This is a genomic window from Uliginosibacterium sp. 31-12 (assembly GCF_030548425.1).
GTDB classification, from domain to species: domain Bacteria; phylum Pseudomonadota; class Gammaproteobacteria; order Burkholderiales; family Rhodocyclaceae; genus Uliginosibacterium; species Uliginosibacterium aquaticum.
This window is the reverse complement of sequence record NZ_JAUOOA010000001.1, coordinates 904,408-919,666: the sequence shown is the minus strand read 5'-3', so window position 1 is coordinate 919,666 and position 15,259 is coordinate 904,408. Positions and strand designations below refer to the sequence as shown.

General features: G+C 61.4%; 17 protein-coding genes. 5 read left to right on the top strand and 12 right to left on the bottom strand.

Annotated features, from left to right (window positions below; genetic code table 11):
• From Q3Y64_RS04365 to Q3Y64_RS04355, 3 genes are all read right to left on the bottom strand, one after another.
• Positions 1-858: an Hsp33 family molecular chaperone HslO gene (locus tag Q3Y64_RS04365; RefSeq protein ID WP_303560235.1), complete on the bottom strand. Its 858-nt coding sequence runs from the start codon at positions 856-858 to the stop codon at positions 1-3.
• Positions 855-1,208, bottom strand: a complete 354-nt coding sequence (locus Q3Y64_RS04360) for an ArsC family reductase (protein WP_101943866.1) — start codon at positions 1,206-1,208, stop codon at positions 855-857. Before Q3Y64_RS04360 ends, Q3Y64_RS04365 begins: the two co-directional genes overlap by 4 nt.
• Positions 1,209-1,274: 66 nt before the next feature.
• Positions 1,275-1,595, bottom strand: coding sequence for a hypothetical protein (locus tag Q3Y64_RS04355; protein WP_303560234.1), 321 nt, complete (start codon positions 1,593-1,595; stop codon positions 1,275-1,277).
• A gap of 1 nt (position 1,596) precedes the next feature.
• On the opposite strand from Q3Y64_RS04355, the gene Q3Y64_RS04350 reads away from it, so the two are divergent.
• Positions 1,597-1,920, top strand: coding sequence for a hypothetical protein (locus tag Q3Y64_RS04350; RefSeq protein ID WP_143707448.1), 324 nt, complete (start codon positions 1,597-1,599; stop codon positions 1,918-1,920).
• 36 nt (positions 1,921-1,956) lie between these two features.
• On the opposite strand, the gene Q3Y64_RS04345 is transcribed toward Q3Y64_RS04350, so the two are convergent.
• The 6 genes from Q3Y64_RS04345 to Q3Y64_RS04320 form a co-directional block, all read right to left on the bottom strand.
• A complete protein-coding gene (locus tag Q3Y64_RS04345; protein WP_303560233.1) occupies positions 1,957-3,120 on the bottom strand; it encodes a DUF2863 family protein in 1,164 nt (387 codons plus the stop codon).
• Between the two features lie 103 nt (positions 3,121-3,223).
• A complete protein-coding gene (bioD, locus tag Q3Y64_RS04340; RefSeq protein WP_303560232.1) occupies positions 3,224-3,892 on the bottom strand; it encodes a dethiobiotin synthase in 669 nt (222 codons plus the stop codon).
• On the bottom strand, positions 3,889-4,641 hold the full coding sequence (locus Q3Y64_RS04335) for a methyltransferase domain-containing protein (RefSeq protein ID WP_303560231.1): 753 nt from the start codon (positions 4,639-4,641) through the stop codon (positions 3,889-3,891). The genes bioD and Q3Y64_RS04335 overlap by 4 nt, the downstream gene beginning before the upstream one ends.
• A complete protein-coding gene (locus tag Q3Y64_RS04330) occupies positions 4,631-5,338 on the bottom strand; it encodes an alpha/beta fold hydrolase (protein ID WP_303560230.1) in 708 nt (235 codons plus the stop codon). The genes Q3Y64_RS04335 and Q3Y64_RS04330 overlap by 11 nt, the downstream gene beginning before the upstream one ends.
• Positions 5,335-6,513, bottom strand: a complete 1,179-nt coding sequence (gene bioF, locus Q3Y64_RS04325) for an 8-amino-7-oxononanoate synthase (protein ID WP_303560229.1) — start codon at positions 6,511-6,513, stop codon at positions 5,335-5,337. Before bioF ends, Q3Y64_RS04330 begins: the two co-directional genes overlap by 4 nt.
• Before the next feature lie 68 nt (positions 6,514-6,581).
• A complete protein-coding gene (locus Q3Y64_RS04320; RefSeq protein WP_303560228.1) occupies positions 6,582-7,628 on the bottom strand; it encodes a hypothetical protein in 1,047 nt (348 codons plus the stop codon).
• A gap of 255 nt (positions 7,629-7,883) precedes the next feature.
• On the opposite strand from Q3Y64_RS04320, the gene kduI reads away from it, so the two are divergent.
• Together kduI and Q3Y64_RS04310 are read left to right on the top strand one after the other, a co-directional pair.
• Entirely contained in the window at positions 7,884-8,723 is an 840-nt protein-coding gene (kduI, locus tag Q3Y64_RS04315; protein ID WP_216821775.1) for a 5-dehydro-4-deoxy-D-glucuronate isomerase, read from the top strand.
• A 109-nt stretch (positions 8,724-8,832) separates the two neighbouring features.
• On the top strand, positions 8,833-9,708 hold the full coding sequence (locus tag Q3Y64_RS04310; RefSeq protein ID WP_101943852.1) for a class I SAM-dependent methyltransferase: 876 nt from the start codon (positions 8,833-8,835) through the stop codon (positions 9,706-9,708).
• A gap of 54 nt (positions 9,709-9,762) precedes the next feature.
• Here Q3Y64_RS04310 and Q3Y64_RS04305 read toward each other — a convergent pair whose 3' ends face one another.
• From Q3Y64_RS04305 to Q3Y64_RS04295, 3 genes are all read right to left on the bottom strand, one after another.
• Entirely contained in the window at positions 9,763-11,967 is a 2,205-nt protein-coding gene (locus Q3Y64_RS04305) for a DEAD/DEAH box helicase (protein ID WP_303560227.1), read from the bottom strand.
• A gap of 107 nt (positions 11,968-12,074) precedes the next feature.
• The gene (locus Q3Y64_RS04300; protein WP_303560226.1) at positions 12,075-12,716 is read right to left on the bottom strand and encodes a VC0807 family protein; all 642 of its coding nucleotides are present in this window, start codon (positions 12,714-12,716) and stop codon (positions 12,075-12,077) included.
• Between the two features lie 46 nt (positions 12,717-12,762).
• Positions 12,763-13,431: an RluA family pseudouridine synthase gene (locus Q3Y64_RS04295; RefSeq protein WP_303560225.1), complete on the bottom strand. Its 669-nt coding sequence runs from the start codon at positions 13,429-13,431 to the stop codon at positions 12,763-12,765.
• Between the two features lie 166 nt (positions 13,432-13,597).
• Between Q3Y64_RS04295 and Q3Y64_RS04290 the strand changes: the two genes are divergently transcribed.
• Both Q3Y64_RS04290 and Q3Y64_RS04285 read left to right on the top strand, forming a co-directional pair.
• Positions 13,598-14,089, top strand: coding sequence for an Rrf2 family transcriptional regulator (locus Q3Y64_RS04290; protein ID WP_101943844.1), 492 nt, complete (start codon positions 13,598-13,600; stop codon positions 14,087-14,089).
• Between the two features lie 12 nt (positions 14,090-14,101).
• A complete protein-coding gene (locus tag Q3Y64_RS04285) occupies positions 14,102-15,256 on the top strand; it encodes a cysteine desulfurase family protein (protein WP_303560224.1) in 1,155 nt (384 codons plus the stop codon).
• Positions 15,257-15,259: the final 3 nt, after the last annotated feature.

The window sequence follows — 15,259 nt, the reverse complement described above, 5'->3', positions numbered from 1 at the left end:
TCAGTGCAGGGTCGGTCGGCCCTGACTAAATAGCGCCAGCGCTTCTTCTCGGCTGAATATGTACTCATGATTGGAAAGATCATCATGGATACGTACTTCGCCATGCTCGGCCAGGATGCGTTTGATTTCTTCGTGACCAAGGCTGCGCAGCATGGTAGCGATCTTGTCGCGATCCGGTGGGAAGTCATGGGTCACCGGGCGTGCTTCAAACATACGCACCTCTTCTTCGAAAAACAGGCGCAGCAACACTTCCTCAGCTGAAAGCTCCATCAACTCTTCTGCTTTCACGGTTGAAGCGAGGTGCACGATGCGATTCCAGCCGTCTGCATCTTTGAGATCTGCACCGGGCAGCTTCTGCAGGAACAGGCCGGTAGCCTGTTCTTGGTTGGCAAACAGCACGAGCAGTGCGGGTTGCTGTTCGGATTGTGCCAGGTAGTGCTCAAAAACCGCTGCGATTGATTCACCTTCGACCGGTACATAACTTTGCCAGGGCTGGCGTGCCCCCTCCATGTCGAGTGACATCAGCAGGCGGCCGTCACCGAGCAGTTCCTGTAGGCCGGTAGGCCCGACAGGCGCCGCTTCGTGGCGGGCGTAGCCGCGCAGGTTCAAGCGTTCATTACAGTCAATCACCAGTAGCGAAACCGGGCCGTGGCCGCTGAGCTGAAAGGTGATCCGGGCTGCCTGTTTGAGATTGGCAGCGATGACTGCAGTCACAGCGCACATCTGGCCGAGCAGTGATTGCACCGCCGGTGGATAGTGGCGACCGACGCACACTTGCTGCCAGGTGCTTCCTAACTGAACGACCGCACCACGGATATCCAGTGCATCGAGCATGAAACGGGTAACGGCATTGGTCATGCTTGAGGCTCCAGGGCTGCGGCAAGGCGGGCTTCGTCGAAACCTACGACCAGTTGCTTGCCGCCGGTGATGACGGGCCGCTTGATGAGGCTGGGGTTGGCTTGCATCAGGCGAATGGCTTTGGCCTCATCAACATCCTGACGTTCGCTCTCGCTAAGTTTTCGCCAGGTGGTGCCGCGCGTGTTGAGCAAAACTTGCCAGCCCGCCTGGGTACTCCAGGTTTGCAAGGTAACGGCGTCGATGCCGTTTTTCTTGTAGTCGTGGAAGTCATATTGAAGGCTGCGTGCATCCAGCCAAGCGAAGGCTTTCTGCATGCTGCTGCATTGTTTGATGCCGTAAATCCGGAGCATGGGAGAGGCGGTAGGGAACTTTGCGGGAGACGGATTTTCTCACCTGTGCGCCATGTTCGCACGTGATCAGTGCGAAAATGCCGGAAGCGATGAATGTGCCTGAAGTGGAGAAACGATGAAGCGAGTGCTTTGTGTCCTGTTTGCCGGCCTGCTGTGCGCGGGGTTTGCCCAGACTGCTGCGGCAGCAACAACCAGCAGCAAAAAGCCGGTCAGCAAGCAAAGCACCAGCAAACCGGTGCCAGCCAAACCCACGGGTAAGACTACGGGCAAGAAGGCTGGGGCCAGGAAGTCCGCCGGAAAAACGGCAGGAACGAGCGCTGCACTTGAAGGCTGCAAAATGCAGAGGGTCAGGACGGCCAAGGGCTGGACCAGCAGGAAGATTTGCAACGTGCCGGTCGAAAAAACGCTCAGCAGCCCGATCGCCCGGGACGCGCTGGATAAACCGGCAGCAGACGGGCCAGAGACTGAAGTAAAAGCCCGTAGCGCCCCGGACCGTGCCTACGCAGTAGATGGAGACACCTTTTTCTACCAGGGTCGCAAATACAAAGTGGCTGGCTTGCAGGGGGATAGCAGTGATATGGCCAAGCAGCGTCTGCAAAAGCAGCTTGAATCTGGCAGCCTGATGATCGACCCGCTCAGCACTGACGCCAGCGGCCTGTCTACTGCCACTGTGTTGATCAATGGCCGTAACCTCGCCGACCGGATGGAATGAGCACAAGGGGCCGCCCTGAGGCGGCCACTGCAGGGCTCAGTGCAGGTGTCTGGGCATCTGCTCCGCCTTGTCTTCAGGCAGCTCGGCGTGCACTGCATCGCCGTCCGGCGAGGGATACATCGGGGCTCCGCAGTCATCGCAGTATTCCAGCGGAAAGCGGTTGTCGAGGTGCTCGATGCGAGTGATGCCGCTATCTTTCAGCGCAGCCTCAATCTGCCCGGGCACTTCGGCCGAGTCGTCCTCTGGTCCGAGCAGCGGCCACACCACACCATGCACTACGTTTTTGCCCTTGGTGGTGGTAAAACCGATGCGGTACTCCTCGATTTGACGGTCGTAGAACGGCGCTACCACCGCACGCAATTCCCCTGGCGCGACATCCAGCGTAGTGCTCAAAAATGCTGCGGAAGCGCGTACCGAATAGGGGCGTGAGGCGCGATCGGCCTGTCGGCAGGCTGAGAAATAGGCGTCGGGTAGCACCAGTTCCATGGCGCAGCCGGCCAGAAGGGGTAACAGGCAGGCTCCGCCCTGGGCGCGCCACTGTTCGCCAGCCTGTTCCTTGCTGCCATCCTTTTCCTGCCAGTGGAACACCGGCTGACCCGGGCGTACCTCAACGGCGGCCAGAATGTAACGAACATCCGACAGGAAACGAGTGGTTTCCGGTTGGGTTTCTTGATCAATGTGCAGCACGCCTTCAGCTAGGGTTGTTTCGATCATGGCCGCGGTAAAACGCGCGGTTTCGCAATAGCCCTGAGGCAATTGATCTGGGCTGAAGAGCGCGTCAGCCAGCCCGAGCTTCACACCCTGAGCTAGTACATGGGCTTGCAGATGCACGCGCAGATTGTTCAGCACCTTGGCCGGAATGGCACTGGCCGGAATCGAGAAGCGTGACCAGGCCAGTACCGGCACAGCCAGCAACAGCACTTCACCGGCTGGCGTCAGCAGTTGCTCGGCGCTGGTTTCGATGCAGTCGGCGAGCACATCGTAAGCGCGCTGGTTGGTGTTGTAGAGGTGGTCGAGGGTGCTCGTAAGCACTTCTTCATCGCCTGCTTGCAGAAGGGCTTCGAGGGCTTTCAGGAGTGGGTTCTCCCAACCGGCGTCTTCGGCGCGGCTGCCGGATTCGGCCAGGCCATTGGCCAGCCAGAGAATTTCTTCAGCTTCGCGGGGCAGGCCGCTGCGGCGGCCAAGGCGGGAGCGTTTCATGGAGGAGGTATGCGGGGCAGGGAAAGGCTTGGAGTCTAGCATTCCCCCCGTTTGGCTATGTGCCCAGGGTCTGTTGACAATCATCCGCTGATTCGGTCTGGGCTCAAGCGGGCGGAAGGAGATGCTGCGCCACGCCGCCGGCTTCGCCATCGGTTGCGTGAGGCAGGATACCCAGGCAGGGAGCACGCAGATGCTCATGCAGCGTGCTGATGTTGGCATCGAGTCGGTTCATCGCCGGATTCAGTGTGTTGCCGATCCAGCCAGCGAGCCTCAGGCCGCGTGCCTGGATTGCTTCCGTCGTCAGCAGGGCGTGGTTCAGGCAGCCCAGACGCAGGCCGATCACAAGAATCACGGGCAGGCCCAGCGCCACGGCCAGGTCGGCGCTGTCAAAGTCTTGCCCGAGCGGTACGCGAAAGCCACCCACGCCTTCGACCAGTACGCGCTGGGCGCGCGCCTGCAGGGCTTGGAAGCCCGCCAGCATGTCGCTCAGTGCGAGTTCGCGTCCTTCCTCGGCGGCTGCCAGGTGCGGTGCGATGGCGGTACGCAGGCACAGCGGGTTGATTTCTTCAAGCACGAAGCCTGGGCTGGAGGCAGCCTGCAGGCGGCGCGCGTCCTCGTTGCTCCATTGGCCCTCAATCAGTTCCGCACCCGCCGCAACCGGTTTGTAAGCCACGGAGCTGAATCCCTGGTTGCGCCAGGCGTGAAGCAGGGCGCAGGCCGAGAAGGTTTTGCCGATCTCCGTATCCGTTCCGGTAAGAAAGAAGGCGCTCATGCTTTGCTCGCAGCGAGATAAATCACGTCGTAACTCACGGGCAAGCCGGCTGGGCTGCGGTGTGCTTCGTAGGCGGTTTCAAGACGCTGCCAGGCCTGGCGCCCGAGCATGCCGCGACGGCGGGCAGCCCCCAGGGCGTGGGCGCCGAGCTGGCGCAAGTCCCGCAGGATTGTTCTGAGATCGGGCAGGAAAGCCTGGATGACGACACGCTCGATATATAGAGTGCTGAAGCCTGCTGTGTTCAAGGCATTGGCGTGGTGCTCAAGACTGTCGAAATCACGCACATGAGCATGGCTATCCACGCTGGCAAAGGCCTCGCGCAACTCACGCAAACTGTCGGGGCCCAGTGTCGCGACGCGCAAGACCCCGCCGGGCGCGAGAACACGCGCCGCTTCGTGCGCGGCCAGCAGGGGGGTGGTCCATTGCCAGGCGAGGCTGGACCAGTACAGATCGAAGCTGGCGTTGGCGAAGGGCAGGGCTTCGATATCGCCGCAGGTGGCTAGCGCTTCGCCTGAGTGGGCACACATGGGCTGTGCCGCATCCAGCGCAAACACGTTCGCTTCAGCGTGCGCCGAACGCAGCAGGCGGGCGCCAAAACCGGTGCCGCAACCGGCGTCCAACATCCGGTGGGCGGCGGGGGTGCGGCTTAGCAAGTCACGCGCAATGCGGCGCTGGAGTTCGGCGACCGCGTCATAGCGGGTCGCAGCAGCGCCGAAGGCTGCGCGAATGAGCTGCTTCTCAGCGCGCATTGGCAAAGCTCCGGATGCGCCTAGCCAACTCGGGAATTTGGTCAAACAGCGGTGCGTGGCCGGCCTCAGCTAGAGTTTCCAGCTTGGCAGTGGGTAATTGGGCGGCCAGCCACTTTGCAGCGCCGACCGGCATCAGCGCGTCCCGGTTGCCATGCAGCAGATAGACTGGCTGGCGCACATGTGCGAGCAGCGGCCGCAGTTCGGCGCGTTCCAGTTGCTGCAGGCCTTCATCAAGGCCGGGCTCTGTGGTTTTGGCCAGACAGGCTTCAAGTTGCGGTGTGAGGGTGCTGCGGCGTGCGTCTCCCAGCACTTGCAGGGTCAGAAAGCGCTGCAAGGTGCGTTCGGGTGAGCTGGAAAACCCTCGGCGGAAGGCGCTGACCGTCGATGCATCAAGCCCATGTGGCCAGTCCGGAGTGGTGACGAAACGCGGAGTGGCCCCGATCAGATAGAGGCCGCGCACTTTTTCAGGGTGCTGTGCCGCGAGCACCAGAGCGATCATGGCGCCGAGCGACCAGCCGACCAGAAGGGCGTTTTCCGGCAGTTTGCCAGCAAGCGTATCTGCCCAGCACTCAAGCCCCCCGGCGTGAATGGGCAATTCAGGCGCATGGGAGGGGAATTCGCTGAGCGTTGCGCGCAGAGTATCCCAGAGCGTGGGCTGATAAGCCCAGCCGGGGAGGAAGACCAGGGCGGGCGTCACGCGAAGTCCTGTGCTAAGTCGTGCAGGGTGCTGCACAGGCGGGTGACATCTTCGGCGGTGTGTGCGGCGGATAGAGAGACGCGCAGCCTTGCCGTGCCCTGCGGTACCGTCGGGGGGCGGATTGCCGGAACGTGCAGGCCGCGTGCTTCAAGCGCTTTGGAGATGGCAAGTGTGCGGGCGTTTTCGCCGATCAGGATGGGCTGAATGGCGGTGCGTGAGGGGAGGTGCTTCCAGGGCGTATCGGCAAGCCCCGCGGTGAGTGCGGCAATCAGCCTCTGCAGATGGGCACGGCGTTCATCACCGGCGGCAATCAGCGTCAGAGCTTCTTGCAGCGTCGCTGCCAGCATCGGAGGTGTGGCTGTGGTGAAAATATAGGGGCGGGCTGTTTGCAGCAGCCAGTCGATGACGGTTCGCGAAGCGGCGACGAAAGCGCCCGCCACGCCGGCTGCCTTGCCGAGGGTGCCCATCAGGATCAGGCGCCCGGAGTTCAGACCCGCCTCGGCCAGTGCGCCGCGTCCCTGCGGGCCAAGCACGCCGAAGCCATGTGCGTCATCAACCAGCAGCCAGGCGTCGTACTGTTCGGCGAGCGTCAGAAGCTTGGCGAGTGGCGCAACATCACCGTCCATGCTGAATACACTGTCGGTAACGATCAGCTTGCGTCGGGCACGGCTGGCTGACAGTTGCGCATCCAGCATGGTCAGGTCGCAATGGGCGTAGCGGTTCAGTTCGGCACGACTGAGGCGTGCGCCGTCGACCAGTGAGGCGTGATTAAGACGGTCGGCAAAAATGGCATCGCCCCGCCCGAGCAGAGCGGGCATGACGGCAATGTTCGCGAGATAGCCGGTAGCAAATCCTAGCGCGGCTTCGAAGCCGGTGAAGCGGGCGAGCGCTTCGTCCAGTGCCTGATGGGCTTCAGTATGTCCGCTGACAAGGTGCGAAGCGCCAGCACCAACGCCCCAGCGAGCGGCGGCAGCCTGGGCCGCGGCAATCAATTCTGGCGCATTGGCAAGCCCAAGATAGTCGTTGCTGGCAAATGCCAGGAGCGACTTGCCATCGGCCAGGGTTACCGGGCTGCAGGCGTGGGCCTGTATCCGGTGCTGGCGTTTGAGCGATGCGGCATCCAGCTCTGCAAGCTGCGCCTGGAGTGCTTCATGCGCAGGGTGTTCGAGGGGCATGGCGCGTCAACAGAAATGCAAAGGGCCGCCATTGTAGCGGCCCGGACGCCCCCTCTGGGGGCTACGGCCTACAGTAGCCACCAAAGTAAGAGGAAGGCCAAGGTGACAGCGGCGCCGATCTTGATCTTGCGCAGGCGGGTAGCTGCGTGGTCGGGTGGTGGCGCCAGATCCTCGTCCTGCTCGGTTTCCATCCACTGGGTCGGGCTTGTTGCGGCTGCAAAGGGGCCACTGGGCATGGAGGGGGCAAACACGCTGATCGCCTGATCTCCCGACCCGGTGTTGAAATCCTTGGCGACGCTGACGGTCACCTCGCGCAGCGGCGCCGGCTTGGTGATGGCCGGTGGCTGAGGATGGGCGCTCAGGTACGCGTCAAGCGCATCCGGGTTCAGCTCGGTCTTGTGTGGGTCCAGCGGCACGCCTGTCGGGAACTGGGATTGGGTCGGGGCTGCGGCGGGCTGGGCACTGCTTTCAGTCTTGAAATAAGCGTCCAGCGCGGCTGGATTAGCTATCAGGGTGCGCTCCGGATCGTGTCGCGGTGGGCTGGTTTTTTCCTCGCGTACCACCATGCCGGGGGTACTGCCACCGGGGGCAGGATTGACGATCACGGTCGGCATGTCGGCCGCACTGGGCGCGTGCTCGGCAAGCAAACCGGCGCGCAGCGCAGGCGTCACGATCAGGGTCGGAGCGTTTGCAGCGCCCATGCTGGCAACAGCGTCCAGAACTTCCTGCTGCTGAGCGGGGGTAACGATCACGGTGGGCGCACTGGCTGCGTCCTGTTCGCCCTGAAGATAGCGCGAAAGCGCCAGGGGATCGGCAAGTTGAGTTTTTTCCAGATCGGAGAAGGCCTGAACGACTGGTGTGGGCGGCGGTGTGCGGGCTGCTTCAGCCACGGCTTCGAGCTTCACCCGCATGCCGATTTTGCCCAGCTCTTTCACATAACGTTCAGCGACATCGGCGGCGATGCCTTTCTTCAGTACCGAACTGCGTCCGGAAAACAGGCGTTCGACCTGCTCAGGCGATGCTTTGAGTTTGGCTGATGCCTTGATACGCACGGCTTCCGGATCGAAACCATCAAGAATCTCACCCTTGAATACGACGCGGTATTCGCTTGCCATTACAGAGTCCCCTGCCTATTGTTTCGCTGTCACTACAACTGCTGGATGGTGACAGCGTTTTCATTTAGTTTTCCGTGTGATCATACCCGGCAGGGCCGCAATTTCGACAGGAAATGTGGCCTGGATCAAGGGCGGGCAGCCCTTCCAGCAGCAGGAAGCCCTGACGCCCTCGTACAATGGCTCGCCTTTGGCTTTGTCAGACCCTTTCACAGGCCGGGTGCCTGCCGCGCCGCGCCTCATTTCTTTGGAGCAAGCATGCAAATCGATATTCGCCAATCCTGCAACGCCGCCTACAGCAAGACGCTTGATACCGAAGGTCTGCGAAAGGAGTATCTGGTCGAGCAGGTTTTTGTGGCAGACCAGATCACCATGACTTATAGCCACGTCGACCGCATCGTTTTTGGCGGGATCATGCCGGTGACAGGGCCGATCGCCATGCCTGATCTGGGCAAAACCTATGGCACCGCCTATTTTCTGGAGCGTCGTGAACTGGGTTTGATCAATATTGGTGGCGACGGTGTCGTTGTCGTCGACGGTGTTGAGTTCGCAGTGAACGGCGAAGAAGCGCTTTACGTTGGCAAGGGCAACAAGGAGTTGGTGTTCAGGAGTACGGACGCTGCTCATCCTGCCAAGTTCTACTACAACAGCACCCCGGCCCACGCGGTTTATCCGATCAAGAAAATCACCCGTGAAATGGCCAGCCCGCAAACCATGGGGGACGCCAAGACTTCCAATCGCCGTACCATCAACAAGTACATCGTGCCGGGCGTAGTGGATAGCTGCCAGCTGATCATGGGCCTGACCAAACTGGAAGAAGGCAGCATGTGGAACACCATGCCCTGTCATACCCACGAGCGCCGCATGGAGGTGTATTTCTACTTCAACATGAATGCGGACGGAGTGGTCTTCCACATGTGTGGCGAACCGACCGAGTCCCGTCATATCGTGATGCGCAACGAGCAAGCCGTGATTTCGCCGTCCTGGTCGATCCATACCGGCGTAGGAACCCAGACCTATACCTTCATCTGGGGGATGGCGGGTGAAAACCAGACCTTCCCGGACATGGATCACGTGGCCATGACTGCCCTGAAGTAATTCCGGGCTTTGCCGTTGCCTGGGCGCCGGTCGTGCGAATGACCGGCGTTTTTGTTGGTGTGCGGGATTGCCTATTACAATCGCGTTTCAATTTGCTCACGCTCTTGCCATGTCCGGCCTCGTCATGATGTTCCATCTCGTTCTCGACCGCCTCGCTCGTCACGAGCAGGTGCGCGTTCCGGAGCCGGCGCTGGTGATGGAGGATCCGGCCAAGGTCGAGGCCTTCATGCGCGCCGGGCGCGAGGATGGCATCCTCGCCTTTACCTACGTCTATAACGCGCTCCAGACCCTGTCCTTGATTCGCCCCGGTGATACCGTGCTGGATCTGGCGTGTGGCCCGGCGAACCAGCTGGGTGTGATGGCAAGCCTGCATCCACAGGCACAGTTCATCGGCCTAGATGCTTCGGCTGCGATGCTTGAGCACGGCCAAGCTACGCTGGCACGCCAGCAGTTGGACAACATGCGCCTGCGGCAGGGAGATATCTGCAAGCTGGAAGGATTCGCGGATGCCTCCATTGACGTGGTGACGTCCACCCTGTCGCTGCATCATCTGCCAGATCTGGCAGCACTTGAAGCCTGTTTTCGCGAGCTCAGACGAGTCCTGAAGCCTGGTGGCGGTGTTCTGCTGATCGACTTTGGTCGTCTGCGTCGCCCGCAGACCCAGGAGTTTTTTGCTACGGATCGGGCCGATCTGCAGCCGGAATTGTTCACCGAAGATTACCGCCACTCACTGCGCGCTGCCTTCAGCGAGCCTGAGTTACGCCAACTGGCGCCCGTGCTGGGATCTGACGTCAGTCTCCACCGAACCTGGATGGCGCCCTTCATGCTTGCCCTGCGCAGTCCTCCGCGCTGGCTGCCAGACGCGCCTGCTGAAGCACGCGCCCGCCAGTTGATCAGCCGGCTTCAGCCGGCTCAACGCCGGGACTTGCTTGACTATGCCCGCTTCTTCCATTTCGGAGGTATGGCGATGCCAATGGCGATCTGAGGCAGGGGATGACACAAAAAAAAGCGGACCTGTAGGTCCGCTTTTCGTTTCTGCTTACCAGCTCTTCTTTGGCTTACCGCCCTTGAAGCCGGTCTTGGGTTTGTCACCAAAGGCCGGTTTGCTGAAGCCCTCACGCGGCTGCGTCGGGCGCTCATCACGGCGCGGGGCGCTGTCATCGCGAGCGAAGCTGCGTTTCGGGGGCGCATCGCCAAAACTGCGTGGTGCATCACTGAAGTTGCGGCGCGGCGCAGCGGAATCACCGCCAAAGCTCTTGCGTGGGCCATCGAAGGGAGCGCCACCTTCACGTGGGCGCGGCGGGCGATCGTCGAAGCTGCGGCGCGGGGCTTCGTTGTTGTAGGGGCTGCGCGGGCGATCGTCAAAGCTGCGCTTTTCCGGGAAGCCGCCCTCACGGCGCGGGCGCGGGGCCTCGTCGCGCGAGAAACCGCCACGGCGGCCTTCGTCGTAGGCGCCTTGCGGGCGGCGTTCTTCACGCGGGGCGCGACTCTTTTCGTAGCGTTCACCTTCTGCCAGGGCACGGATATTGATGGCCTGGCCGCGCACGCGGGTGCGCTTGAGCACGCCCAGTAGTGGTTCAGGCAACACCGGCAGATCAACGGTGCTGAAATCGTCGAAGAGGTCAATCTGACCAATCATGCGGCCGTCGATACCCCCTTCGTTAGCGATGGCGCCAACAATCTCCTTGGGCATCACGCCATGAGCACGGCCCACTTCGATGCGGTAACGCTGAGTCTTGCCGTCCGAGACGAACTCCTGACGGGGGGCACGTTCGCGCGGCGCGCGCTCTTCGCGCTCGAAACGGGGGCGCTCACCACGCTCCTCGAAGCGGGCCGGGCGTTCGTTGCGCTCGGTGAAGCTGCCTCCATCAAATTTGCGCGGGGCGTCGGCTGGTGCCGTGGCTACGTCCCAGCCATGGCCGTGTTCTTCAACCTTCAGCGGGCGTTCCTTCTGAGCCATGAAGAGCAGAGCCGGGGCGATCTCTTCAACCGAGAGTTCGTTCTCTTCCGCTAGCTGATCCAGCACTTCGCTGAAGTACTGCATGTCTTCGGCTTCGATAGTGTCAAGGATCAGCTGCTTGAGTTGAGCGATGCGGCGGCCTTCAACATCTTCGCGCGTCGGCAGGGAAATCTGCTCGATCGGCTGACGCGTGGCGCGCTCGATGGCGCGCAACATGCCGCGCTCACGCGGGGCGACAAAGAGAATGGCGTTGCCGGTACGGCCTGCGCGGCCGGTGCGGCCGATACGGTGCACATAGGCTTCGGTGTCGTAGGGAATGTCGTAGTTGATGACATGTGAGACGCGCGGTACGTCAATGCCACGGGCGGCCACGTCGGTGGCAACGAGGATGTCGAGGGTGCCGCTCTTGAGCTGCTCGATCACACGCTCGCGCATGCCCTGGTTCATATCGCCGTTGATGGCGGCCGCGGCATAGCCACGGGCTTCGAGTTTGTCCGCGAGCTCTTCGGTCGCGATTTTGGTGCGAACGAAGATGATCGCGGCGTCAAAAGTTTCCTCGACTTCAAGGATTCGGGTTAGTGCATCGAGCTTGTTTACGCCGCGAACCTGCCAGTAGCGCTGGCTGATTGCCGCCACGGTGCTGGTCGAAGCCTTGATCTTGATTTCTTGCGGGCTCTTCAGATACTTGTGTGCCACGCGGCGGATTACGTCCGGCATGGTGGCGGAGAACAGCGCTGTCTGGCGCGTGTCAGGAATGTGCTGGAGTATCCACTCGACGTCGTCGATGAAGCCCATGCGCAGCATCTCGTCAGCTTCGTCCAGTACCAGGGCTTTCAGGTTGGTGAGATCAAGGCTCTTGCGTTCCAGGTGGTCCATGACGCGGCCGGGTGTGCCGACAATGACCTGAGCACCGCGCGAGAGCTGACGTAGCTGAACCACCATGCTCTGGCCGCCGTAGATCGGCAGTACATGAAAGTCGCGCAGGTAGCGGGCGTACTTCTGGAAAGCTTCGGCGACCTGGATGGCCAGTTCGCGGGTCGGTGTGAGAACCAGAATCTGCGGTCGGCGGTCGCTGGCATCGAGGCGCTCAAGCAGCGGTAGTGCGAAGGCTGCGGTCTTGCCGGTACCGGTCTGGGCTTCGCCGAGAATGTCACCGCCATCAAGCAGGATCGGGATGCAGGCAGCCTGAATGGGCGACGGGGTTTCATAACCGACGTCGGCAAGGGCCTGGAGAATGGGGGCGGAAAGCTTCAGGTCGGCGAAGCTGGCGATGGAGTCTGACATGGCAGTGGTACCGGATTGGGCTGCGCAAATGGGCGAGCCGGGGAAATGCAGGAAGGCGACAGCGCGGGAATACCGCTATTGTCGCCGATTCAGGATGTTTAGCGGATTTATTCAGCAGTTGCTGAAGTCTTTGTCGCTTTGGGCTGGCCCGATAAATGCCGGCGCACACGCCAGAATGTCCATGCGCCCATCAGGCCGGCGATTGCGTAGCCCAGTGGCGGAGCGATAGCGAGGAAGCGTTGCGGTTCCCAGTGCCAGGCTAGCCAGATGCGTAGAGCCGCCTCCAGTGCCAGGCCCGTACCCCATACGAAACTGATCTCGCAAATGAGCTTGCGGCTGCCGGCAAGCAGCCACCAGGCATGAAAACGCTCAGCGCCATGCTGCTCGTCTCCACGTTTTGCCATTGCGCACGCGAGATAGTAAACAAGCGGGTGTTGAAACAGCAGCGAAACCAGGAAAGCAATTCCGACCAGGCCGGAAATGAGTGATTCGCGCACCAGCAACAAGCGGGCATCCCCGCCCAAAGCCATGGCCAGCAGCGAGAGGGCAATGCCGCCGAGAATGAAGAAACTCAGGGCATCCACGCGCCGATAGCGGAGCAACTCGAAGACGCTCCATGCCAAGGGCGGCAGGGAGGACGCGATCAGGGCACCAAATTCGCCGTAGTGGGGTTCCGCGGCCGAGTAGGCCAGCCAAGGCGCCAGCAGATTAAGCAATAGTTCAAGGAATGTATGCAGGCGGACCTTCATTGCATGGATGGAGGGGGGGGCTATGGACAGGGGGCGGGATTGTGCCTCAGAACGGGCAGGGCGCAGTGAATTCGACCGGCTCAGTACTATCCGGATGCGGAAAACTCAGCCATTCAGCATGCAGCATTAGACGCGGGGCGGCCAGGCGCACCGCTTCGGGTGCGTAGAGCGCATCTCCCAGGATCGGGTGCCCAAGGCTCAGCATGTGCACCCGGAGTTGGTGGGAGCGGCCGGTGAGTGGTTCCAGTGCTACCCGGCTGCTCTGCGTTGCGGCGTCGAAGTGCAGGCTGGCATAGTGGGTCAGCGAAGGTTTGCCAATGCCATGATCGACCATCTGGCGCGGGCGTCTGGGCCAATCCGTGATCAGCGGCAGGTTGACTGCTCCGCGCTCGGGGGTCAGCCGGCCTGCCACCCGCGCCAGATAGCGCTTGTTGATGCGCCGTTGCTCGAAGAGCTGACTCAGCGCGCGTTGCATGGCCGGGCCACGTGCCATCAGGACGAGCCCAGAGGTTTCCATGTCCAGCCGATGAACGATCAGTGCTTCAGGGAAGCGTTTTTGCACCCTTGCAGCGAGGCAGTCCGCTTTTTCCGGGCCTCTGCCTGGCACGGTTAGCAGGCCGGCAGGTTTGTCCAGCACTAGCAAAGCCTCGTCAACGTAAATGAGTGGCAGGCCTTGGTCGGGCGGTGGCTGATAGGGCGAAGGGGGGGGAAGCATGCGTGGATTCTATCGTGCCGATAGCGTCTTTCCGGGTTCGGGAATGCTTGACCAGATTGGTCGGGAATTGTATTCTTGAGCAAAACAATCAAGTATTGCCCTGAGGCCCCGCGCGCCAGCCCCGCAAAGGATTTCAGCCAGCCACCCACAGAGACCGGAGCAGAACATGCGCCTCACCACCAAAGGTCGTTTCGCCGTTACCGCCATGATCGATCTGGCCCTGCGCCAGGACAAGGGGCCAGTAACGCTGGCCGGCATCAGCGAGCGTCAGAGTATCTCGCTTTCCTATCTTGAGCAGCTTTTCGGCAAGCTGCGTCGCCATCAGCTGGTTTCTAGCGTGCGTGGCCCTGGCGGCGGTTATTGCCTGGCCCGTACCATGGACAAGATTACCGTCGCAGACATCATCATTGCTGTTGACGAGCCACTGGATACCACTCAGTGCGGTGGCAAGGAAGACTGCAACGGCCAGCCGCATCACCGTTGCATGACCCATGATCTGTGGTCCAATCTGAACCGCCGCATGTTCGAGTATCTCGAATCGGTGGATCTGGATACTCTGGTCAGCCAGATTCGTCAGCGCGAAAACCCGCATCAGGCTGTCGTGCTGTGCGACGAGTTTCGTCGCGGCAGCAAGGCCGATGCTGAGGCGCTGGCCTGAGCGGAGACTGTCATGTTTGCCCCGGCCTATCTCGATCACAATGCCAGCACGCCGCTTGATGCGCGTGTGCGTGAGGCCATGCTGCCCTGGTTGGGCGGCGGGCGCTGGGGCAACGCGTCGAGTCGTCATGAATATGGCCGGCAGGCACGCGCTGCGATTGATCAGGCGCGCCAGCAAGTGGCTGCGGCGGTGAATGCGCACCCGACCGAGGTGATCTTCACCAGCGGCGGCTCCGAATCCAACAACCTATTCATCAAGGGCGCGGCCGCGAATCTGCCTGTGGGGCGAATCGCCATCGGTGCCAGTGAACATCCCTGTGTGCGCGAACCGGCCCGGCAGTTGCGGCATGCGGGATGGCAGTTGAACGAGTTGCCGCTGAGTGCTGAGGGTGCACTTGATACAAATGCCGCGCTTGATCAAGTGCTGCGTGACAAGCCTGCGCTGGTTTCGGTGATGCTGGCCAACAATGAAACAGGCGTGCTGAATGATCTTGTGACCTTGGCCAAAACCCAGCGTGCGCAGGGTGGATATATTCACAGTGACGCGGTGCAGGCCTTGGGTAAAATCCCGCTCGACTTCCGCGCGCTGGGTGTGCATGGACTGACGCTCTCGTCGCATAAGGTTTATGGCCCCCTTGGGGCTGGTGCATTGGTGCTGGACAAGCGGGTCGAATTAGAGGCGCTGATTGGCGGTGGAGCTCAGGAGCGCGGGCTGCGCTCCGGTACCGAAAATGTCGCGGCCATCGTTGGCTTCGGCCTTGCCTGCGAACTGCTGCAAGATGATCTGCAGCGGCGGGTTCAGCATATGCAGGCGCTGCGTGATTGCCTGGAGGTCGGGTTGCGGAAATTGCAGGCCTGTCTCTTCGGTGTTCAGGCTGCGCGCTTGCCGAATACAAGTTTTTTCGCTTTTGAGGGGATCGACGGCGAAACCCTGGTTGGCAAGCTGGATCGTGCCGGCTTTGCAATGGCGAGTGGCGCGGCCTGTTCATCGGCCAATCCCGAACCTTCGCGCACCCTGTTGGCGATGGGGATTGCCCCTGAGCTGGCGCGTGGCGCGGTGCGGGTCAGCGTGGGACAGGGCACACAGATGAGCGAAATTGAAAGTTTTCTGCTGGCCTTGCGTCAGACCCTGAATGAATTGAAGAACCTGACTGCGCTTGCAGTCTGAAAC